This is a genomic window from Hymenobacter bucti (assembly GCF_042681145.1).
In the GTDB taxonomy this organism is placed as follows: Bacteria; Bacteroidota; Bacteroidia; order Cytophagales; family Hymenobacteraceae; genus Hymenobacter; species Hymenobacter bucti.
Map to the genome: position 1 here is coordinate 400,560 of NZ_JBHUFD010000018.1, position 8,814 is coordinate 409,373.

The window sequence follows — 8,814 nt, forward strand, 5'->3', positions numbered from 1 at the left end:
GGGGAAGCTGCGTAATTGAAACCACCGTTTTCTTGCGCTATGACCGTAGCCAGCTGTTTCGCCGATGGCGAATATAAAGTGGCCGCCTTCACGCTCGGCCTGTGGTGAGAGGCACGGGAAATGAAAACGTTTGTCATGCTAAGCTTGTCGAAGAGCAGTTTGCTCGCCTTGGCTAAAGACTTTTCAACAGAGTATAGCAGCTACGTCCTGACCCCTACCAGCTGCTGCCCGCCCCGCCGCCGCCCGACGAGCCGCCGCTACTGGTGCTCCGGCTGCTGGAACTGCTACTCGAGCTACTGCCCCATGATGATGACGAGCCACCACTGGCCCCGCGGTCGCTGGGGCTGGGCCGGCGCGGGATAGTTTTCCTGGTTTTCTCCTCGTGTTGGCAAAAGCGGCAGGTAGCGACCCGCCAGCCCCAGCCCTCGGCGGCGGTAGTGGCGGCCTGCTCTACCCGTAACCGTCCTGGCGCGAGGGTGCGGTGGTTGCAGGCGGGGCAGATAATATCCTCGCTGTCTGGGTTGGGGTAGGCGAGCGGCAGGCGATGTCCGCCCGAGCATTCCCAGACGTCGTAGTCTACGGAACGCGCCTTTTCCTCCACTTGCTGACCGGCTTCGAGGTGAGTCTTTTCGGCCGCGCTATCGAGCTTTTGCATCGGCTGCCCGCACTCGGGGCAGGCGAAAGGCGCGTCGCGCAGCGCGGCCAACTGCCGGCGGTACCAGGCCCAGTACAGCGCCAGCGCCCCCGGAAACAGGTAGGCCGTGAAGCCCAATCCCCGGTGCGCCGCCTGCCGCTGCCCGTAGGCTGCGGGGCGGTCGGCCGGGGCGGGCACCGGGCGCCGCGCCCGCCAGTATTGCCACCCAAAATAGCCGTGCAGATACAGCAGCGGCAACCCGTAGACGAGCGCCATAAACACCCCCGTCGGCAACTCGTCCTGCAAAGCTGGTGCTACCAGACTAATTACCAGCGCTAGGGTCACCGGCAGCAGCCACCAGCGCGCCCGCAGTCCCTGCGTGGTGCGGTGCCACAGTACCAGGTAGAGCACCAGCGCCAGCAAGCCCACCGCCAGCGTGCCGATGGGCGGCGCGGGCTTGGGCATGGCGTAGTAGTCGTCCAGGTTTTCGCCGGACTGGGCGGTATTCAGCGGGTCCTCTTTGTCCAGCATCCCGTTGCGCGCCATGATAGCCCGTTGCAGGCTGTCCACGTAATACTGCGTCGAGTCAGCAGCTGTGCGCAGCACCGGCTTGGGCAGCGCGGCGGGCGGCCGCAAATGCCGGATGATGGCCGCCACCCCCTGCCGCACGGCCCCGTCGTAGTCGCCGGCGCGGGCGGGCTCCAGCATGTAGCGCTGCTGAATGCGGTAGCAAATAATATCGGGCAGGTCGGCTTCGAGGCCGTAGCCGGTCTCAAACTCCACGCGGCGCTGGTCGAGCACCAGCAGCATCAGTAAGCCGTTATTAGTGGTTTTGCTGCCGATTTTCCATTTGTTGAACAGCGCCGTGGCGGCCGTTTTGGGCACCGCCGCGCCCAAGCTGCGCACCAGCACCACGTCGATGTGGGCCCGGCCGCTGCAGTCGAGGCTGTCGAGCTGGGCATTGAGAACGGGCGCAGCGCCGGGCGGCAGCACCCCGTCGGGGTCGCTCACGTAGGCTTCGCCCAGCGTCTTAGGGTCGGGAATGGTGGTGAGATAGTTGTCGGTTGTGATGTGCGCAGGAACCGGTGCATTAGCCTGGCAGCCCGCCAATAAGCTCACCCCCAACAACCAGCAAGACAGCCAAAAGCAACGCATACGCAAAAGGTAAGTGGGGCGCCCGCTACAGCTGGCGCAGGATGGTTTCGTCCGTAATCTTGTCATCATCCATCAGCAGCTGGGCCTTGCTGAGGATGATGGACAGCACCGCGTCGCCCTCGAAGGGCAGGAAAACGGCGCTCTCGCCCAGCGTTTTACTGGAGCGGTCGGGCACGATGCATAGGTACTGGTCGTTGGGCTCCATCAGGATATTACCCGACCCCAGGTGGATTTTGTAGACGTGGCGGTGGCCCTTAACCACCAAGAAGTTGCCCTTGATTTCGCTCACCTTGCCGATTTTGAGGCGCGGCACCAGGCGCTCCAAGGCCAGCTTACGAGTTTTGGCCACCTCGCTCAGGTCGCCGAAGCTATAGTGCGTCCAGTAGTCGCGGAACTGGGCCAGGCCGCCGTTATCGCGCCACTGCGGGTCGTTGCCCACGCTGGCCACGCCCACGAACAAATCCACGTCGCGCATCACCTCCGAGAAGGCCAGCGGCGGCACCCCAGGCAAAGGCACCGGCGCGTCGCCCCGTGTGAAGCGGATTTGGTCGGTGCTCACGTAGTTATAGATGCCGGTTTCGTTCCACTCGCCGTCGGCCTGCACCTCGCTCACCCAGTACTCGGCCGTGAGGTCGTGGGCGGGCAGCGGCAGGCTGGCGATTTCGGAGTCGTAGCCCTTGTCGTAGGCCCCGAGCAGGCGGTAGCGCCAGCCCCGCAGCTTCGCCAAGCTGTTGAACTGGTGCTGCTTGAGAATGTGCGCCGCCATGCGGTTGCTATAAGTAGCGGTGCGCTCCTCAGGCGGGGTCAGCAGGTACACCTCCCGAAATGCTTGCTTCAGCGGCTGGCGCAATTGGTGCTTTTCTAGCAGCTCGCGCCAGGCCAGCACCTCGGCCGCGGGCGCCAGCACGGGGTGCCAGAGCTGTAGCTGGGTATCGGCCACCGGGGCGGGCACGGGCTGGCCATGGGCATCCTGCCAGGTATCACCCAGGTAGAGCGCATCCTGAAACGCGCCCTCGGGTCGGTGCAGGCGCCAGATGAGGGGGCGGGCCAGCAAGCTCAGCAGCCCGTGCCGCACGTAGTATTGCTCGAACCAGGGCCACGGAATGCGGCGCTCGTCCACGAAGCTGCGGTCGAGGCGGTCGCGCTGGGCAGTGTAGGTTTGCTGGGCCTGGGTTTGGGCGGCTTTGAGCTCCTTGACCTCGTCGGTGTGGGTGGCTTTGAGGGCGGCGGGGGCGCTTTTGAGCGGCTTGCCGGCCTTTTGCCACTGCACCTCAGCCTTGCCATCGGCCAGGGTGAGGGTAGCGGTGTAGTCGCCAAACCCTTCCGTCAGCTGCCCGTTTTCGAGCCCAAAATCGGGTGCGGCCATGTCCTCAATTTCGGCCGGACTTACCCCCAGCTTCGCCGATTCCTGAGCGATGTAACGGGCGATGAGTTCTTGGGTGTTCGTCTGCCGGATTTTCGAGCGCACCCGCGCCAGGGCCGCCACGCCGGGCAGCCCGTTTTGCGACAGCGCCAGCAGGCAGGCATTACCTAGGCCGGCCGCCAGCGGCCCCTTCCCCGGAATTTTGCGGAAACACTTGGCTCCTAGGGTAGTCAGCAGCGCCAGCACGCCAGCATCGGCCAGCGGTTGCAGCGTCCAGACGAGTCCCTTGGCTATGGGCGCGTTGGCATCGAGCAGGTACGTATAGCTAGTGTAAGTGTAATCGTAATTATTAGGGTAATGAATGGTCTGCGTTTCCTCTACCACCGGCATCGTGCCTAGCGTGTCGAGCCAGGCGCGGCCCTGCGCTCGCACGACCTCGGCACCTAGGGCAGCGGTGGTGGCAGCCAGCTCTTTGCGGTAGCTGGCGGTGGGCTGGCTGCCGCTGGCTTTTTGCCATAGTTGCAGCAGGCGCAGCCAGGCGGCGGTAGTAGCCGCCGCTGGGTCGAGGTCTGCCACAAATGCATTAAGCTGCCGGCCCAGCGGGTCGCCCTCGGCAAACGTGACGGTGGGCAATTCCTCCACACCAACCTGATTGAGAATTTCTTGCACCTTGATATTGAGCTTGGCCCCGTCACCCTGCCCTCCGCTGGTAGCCTGCAACACTAGCGCGAGCAGGGCTAGCATGCGTGGACTGAGCTGGCCCTGCTTTTTGGCTAGCCGCCCCACTTGAGCCAGCGTGAGGCCCCAGGGGAAGGGCCACAGTTCCAGCGTGGCCGGGGGCGCGTCAACGTCCAAGCCATAGAGTTGAAACAACCGCAGATAGTCAGCTTCGCTCAGGGCCAAGGTGCCGCGTAGCAGGCCGCCCAGTAGTTCGGCCAGGGTGTAGCGGGCACGGTAGTCGGCCTGCGCGCAGCGGCACATGGCCGTGGCGAGGGCTAGCGCCAACCGGCCCTGATAAGCGGCATTCTGCGCCCGCACGGCTTGGTAAGCTGGCAGTTCGGTGAGCTTGGTGCCGTAGTCTTTTTGCAGGGCCTGCCCCAGCAGGTCGGGCAGGATGGGCTTCATCTCGACGGCCTCGGCGCTGGCATCGTCAAAGATGATGAGGTTGAAGGGTTCGGGTTGACGCTCGGGCATAGTAGTGAGGCAGGAAAAGAAAACAAACAAAACGGGCCGGCGGCGCCCATACTTCAGCCGCCCACCAGCGGCGTAAGTTTCAGGAAGCTGGCCGTGGCGCCCTCGCCCAGCCACACTTCCTCGTCGAGGCTTTCGGCCTGCCGGTCGTTGATGAGCACAAAAAAGCTGTTTTGCTGAAACGCTTCGAGCGCGCGGTACACCTGCTGTTCGGCATCAATGAGCTGGCTGGGTCGCAGGCGGTAGCCGTTGAGCACCCGCTCCGACTCGGTGGGCTGCACCAGGCCCTGGAAGGTGCCAGTCTGGCGGGCATTGTAGGCGGCTACTTCGTCGTGCACGCGCCGGGCGATGAGCTCGCCCACGGTGAGCATTTCCTGGTCGATTTCCAGTTCCAGCCGGTGCAGGATGCTGCCGCTGGCCGTTTCGTCGAGAATGGTGAGCAGGGGCATCGGCAAGGGGGTTAGGGGGCGATAGAAAGGCTTTCTTTCGAAATAAATCAGGCGTTGTCGAAGGCCGCGCCCCAGGCGGCGTAGTGCGGGCCAGCCCAGGTTTTCAGGCGCGGAAACAGCCACGCGGCGGCTTGCGGTGCTAGGTTGAAGCCCCGCACATCATCGACCAGGGGCTCGTCCTCAAAGGCGTTGAGAGCGTGGTGCAGGGCCGCGCTGCACAGCAGAAACTGCCCCAGCGTATCGGCTATAGTGTCGCCCTCGTCCCAGCTGCCCGCGCCGTGCAGCAGCTTTTGAATGCCGGCCGCCGGCTGCCCGAGGTCGAGCACTACCGGGTCGGCCCCTTCATCAGCCAGCAGAAAAAAAGCCGGATTCCAGTCAGGCAAAGGCTTCTGGGTCACGGGGTTGAAGCTATAGCCCGGCTGCTGAGGCCCCAGGCGGGCCAGGCCGTAGAGCTGCAAGGGATTGCCCACAGTGGCAAACTCCACCTCCTCGGCGGGGGCCACCGTATCGAGGTACGTCACCAAATCGGGCGGCAGCGGGCGCCCGAACTCGGCGCTGAGGCGGGCCGCCGCCCCACCGCGGCCGAAGGCAAATGGTAGCCCACCGGGCCAGAATTGCTGAATTTCGGCGAAAGCAGTTTCTAACGTCATAGCGCAGCAAAGTAAGGGTATTCTAGCGGGGCAGTTCCACCTGCACGTAGGTTTCGGGCGGCGCGTCCGATTCCTGGCTGGCGGACTCGTACTCCTGCTTGAGCAGCACGGTGCGCGGCCCCAGCCAGCGGGCCTCATTGCTGCCCCAGTGCTGGGTCAGGCGCGTCCACAGCAAGCGCGGGCCAGCCGGGGTGAGCTGGTAGAGCTGCGTGCCCACGGCGCTTTCGTCGCTACCATCGTTGCCCTGGTCGCTGCGGGTGCTGAGCAGGTACTGTCCATCGGGCGACACGGCGGGCTGGCCCGTCACGACGGTGCGGCGGCCGGTGCGCTGGTCTACCAGCGTCGTAACTTGCTTCGTAGACGAATCGGTCTGCACTACCCATAGGTGCGCCTTCGCCAGCTGGCCCAAGTAGCGCGATTCGGCCTGCTGGTTAATCTCCGCATTGGAGCTGTGCTCGCTAGTGCGCCGGGTGGTGAACTTCACCACGGGGCCGCGCTCGGGCTGGAGCAGCAGGTCATCGCCCACGCGGCGCACCGAGCCGCTAGTGGTCAGGCGCTTGTCAGCTTCCCATGCTAGCTCGGTGGGCGCCCGCTCGAAGGCCGCGGCCGTGCTGGGCTTTAGGTAGAGCACGCCGCCACCGGGCACGCGCAGCGTGTCGTGGTCGGTGGGGTGGTCAGTATCGCCCGAGCGCAGGCGGCCGGTGGGCGGGGTAAAGCCCGACGGCGCGGCAGGTGTCGGCGGCTGGCCAGCCACCGACACCTGGGCGGCGGGTGCGCTGGTGGTAGCGGGCTGGTCGGGGTGGCAAGCGGCCGCAGGTAGCACAAGTAGCAGGAGGTAACGCTTCATAAGTAGCACTGAGAAAAACCGCCGGGCGGCTGAGAAAGGCAGGCAATTAGTGGCTACCACGGCTGGTAAGGCGACCCGGTTTTGGCCTGACGGCTACCCGGCGGTGGCACGTCTGCTAGCCTGCAAGAAGCCCGTTTAGAGGTCGCGACATTTACTTCAATCTTGGCTGGCGAACCAGCGCGTCGTTACGGGAGGTCAAAGACCTGCACGCTGGTCTTGGTCAGCGCCAGCACTTGCCCGCCGGCCCGGAGCGAGAGCGTAACCTGGCGCAGGTCCTCGTCCGGGTCCACGTAGAGCGTGATAACGGCCTGGGGGTGCTGCGCGTGCAGGGTCTGGAATGCGGCCATCGTCTGCGCTTCGTCGAAGGGCAGCACCTTGAACAAGCGCTGGCGCCCGTTGGGCGCCGCGACGTAGAGCATGGCGCTCCGGGGCACGGCCTTCGGGCTGGGAGCCAGCACGAGCTGCGCTTGGGCCGCGGCATCGGCACTGATAGGGTCGCCAATAGCCTCGGCACTAAAAAAGCCCAAAGCAAACCGGGTGAGAGTGAGCGGCCGGCTGAAGGCGAGCTGCCAGGGATAGGGGGTCAGGTAGGCATCCCATTTGTGGCTGCTGAGCGCGCCCGTGGCAATCTCGTGCCGAACCTCGGCCGAAAGCGCCGCCTGGGTCTCGCGCACCGCGGCCGCCCGGTCGACGCCCGGCCGGAAGTGGGCGTAGTCGTAGGCGATTTTCTGGGCCTGGTAGCGGCCGATGAGCACCTTGTTGCTCTGCCCGGCCGAAAGCCAGACGACGACGCCTCCCGTAGGTATCACGCACACATTGAGCGTGCTGTACGTGAAGTAGCTCTGGCTTTCCCGCTCCCACAGCCCCCGCTCGAGCAGGGTGCGCAGGCGCGCCTGCGGCAGATGAAAATGACCTTCGTAAAACTTGTCTTCGGGGTAGGAAAACCAGCGGATTTCCAGGCTGTCGGGCACGGCCTGGTAGTCGTCGCCCACGGCCCAATACACCGCCGAACCGCCCCAGTTGCCCTTTAGTAAGTGCCCGTAGGGCACGGGAAAGCTGCCCCCGCCGGGCGTGAGAAAGCGGGCCTGCTCGAAGCGGGCGGGGTAGCCGTCGGCCGTGCCGGGGGTAGCCGAAAGGGCAAACTTGCCATCGGCGCGGCGGAGCTGGGCGGGGGTAGGCGGACTAGTAGACATAGGGGGGGCCGGGGGCTGGGGCTGGCCGCACCCTAGCAAGCCAGCCAGCAGCAGGCACGGCATGGGAAGAGAACGCCTGAGTAACCGCTGGTTGATGCACCAAGCCAAGGTAGGTGATAGAAGCATGCGCAACGGGCTGTGAGCCGGCAATAACGCGCTGAAACGCGCGCTCGTGCGTAGGAAGGGCGCAAGGACTGGCTCAAGCGGCGCCCAGGCATCCTAACTTGGAGGCGCTACGCTGGCGGGCCGCCCTTCGCCTAGGGAGCGTACTCCCCCCTTTTGCGCGATGCAGCACCTCTCATTCCCGGCTTTTATCTAGCGCACGGGCCTAACCAGCGCAGAGCTATTTCAGCTCCTAGTCCTCGGTAGCGTGGCTTTGTTTGTGCTGGCCGCGCGGCGTAACTGGCTTCGCCCGCGGCCCGGCCCAGCCATTACCACGCGCTTCCAGTAAGTGATGGTCCGCCTCAGTATGGTAGGCCTCGTCGCGGTGGTCAGGTTTTTCCTTTTCACGAGCCTGCACACCAAAGCGTTGCTACGCGGCGGCCTACGAGTTACTAGGCTCAACTGCCAAGAAGTAGGCCAATCAAGCAGGCTAGTTTTGGGTGGCATTGGAATCATTTGTTCGGCTCACTGCCATGCAGTCCGTCGGGCCTGGTACGTCCCGGCCTGAAGCTAACCAGTAGCCATTCCTTCGGCGCTCCTGATGTTCAAGCCTACCAGTGAAAAGTGATTCGTCGGAAAAAGTGTATACCTCTGCGTCAACGCAACGGCGACAGTTGCCCGTGGCTGAAGGCGAAGTAGTGGGTGCCGGACGGGCCGGCCTCGTTTAGCAGGCCCGTCAAAACCAGTAGGCGGCTATCAAGACGGCCGTATATCGGCTCAAAGTTGTGGGGCACGGCGGTTCCCCAGCAGCACACCGTTGGTGTGTCGAATTGAACAATCCCGGTTTTGCAGTCGATGAGGGCGAAGATAAGGCATTCTGCGCCGCAGCCCCAACTCGCTAGCACGTAGTGCCCGGCAAAATTGACCGGCGGCCGGGAGGCCTCTCGAATGCGCGTGCGAAAGTGCCAAGCCGCCGTGCCCGGCACCAGCCGGGGCGCTACGGGCTTGCCCCAGTACGGCGCCCCGGCTGGGTACTGGGCAAAAACGGGCAGCCGGGTTTGCCCGTGGGCCGGCACCGTCGCCAGCCATCCGGCCAGCGCCATCCACCGGGATACCTGAAGAACTTTGGTGCCCATGAGACGAAAAAACAGCCGATAGCCGACCCATAACCAGCCCCGTAACGAGCAAGCCCGCCTGCGACCGCCCCGGCAAATGAGGGCTACCAAACGT

General features: G+C 64.5%; 7 protein-coding genes. All 7 read right to left on the bottom strand.

Going from position 1 to position 8,814, the window contains the following annotated elements; all coding sequences use genetic code 11:
- Window positions 1–214 precede the first annotated feature (214 nt).
- Window positions 215–1,789, bottom strand: coding sequence for a TPM domain-containing protein (locus tag ACFSDX_RS20875; RefSeq protein WP_382317101.1), 1,575 nt, complete (start codon window positions 1,787–1,789; stop codon window positions 215–217).
- A gap of 25 nt (window positions 1,790–1,814) precedes the next feature.
- Window positions 1,815–4,346 (bottom strand): DUF4132 domain-containing protein, encoded by a 2,532-nt coding sequence (locus ACFSDX_RS20880; RefSeq protein ID WP_382317103.1) that lies wholly within the window; start codon window positions 4,344–4,346, stop codon window positions 1,815–1,817.
- 53 nt (window positions 4,347–4,399) lie between these two features.
- Entirely contained in the window at window positions 4,400–4,792 is a 393-nt protein-coding gene (locus ACFSDX_RS20885) for a hypothetical protein (protein WP_382317105.1), read from the bottom strand.
- Between the two features lie 47 nt (window positions 4,793–4,839).
- Complete coding sequence (locus ACFSDX_RS20890; RefSeq protein WP_382317107.1) at window positions 4,840–5,442, bottom strand: hypothetical protein; 603 nt, start codon at window positions 5,440–5,442, stop codon at window positions 4,840–4,842.
- Window positions 5,443–5,464: 22 nt separating this feature from the next.
- The gene (locus ACFSDX_RS20895; protein ID WP_382317109.1) at window positions 5,465–6,289 is read right to left on the bottom strand and encodes a hypothetical protein; all 825 of its coding nucleotides are present in this window, start codon (window positions 6,287–6,289) and stop codon (window positions 5,465–5,467) included.
- A 185-nt stretch (window positions 6,290–6,474) separates the two neighbouring features.
- Complete coding sequence (locus ACFSDX_RS20900; protein WP_382317111.1) at window positions 6,475–7,482, bottom strand: DUF2931 family protein; 1,008 nt, start codon at window positions 7,480–7,482, stop codon at window positions 6,475–6,477.
- Between the two features lie 758 nt (window positions 7,483–8,240).
- Window positions 8,241–8,720: a hypothetical protein gene (locus ACFSDX_RS20905; protein WP_382317113.1), complete on the bottom strand. Its 480-nt coding sequence runs from the start codon at window positions 8,718–8,720 to the stop codon at window positions 8,241–8,243.
- Window positions 8,721–8,814: the final 94 nt, after the last annotated feature.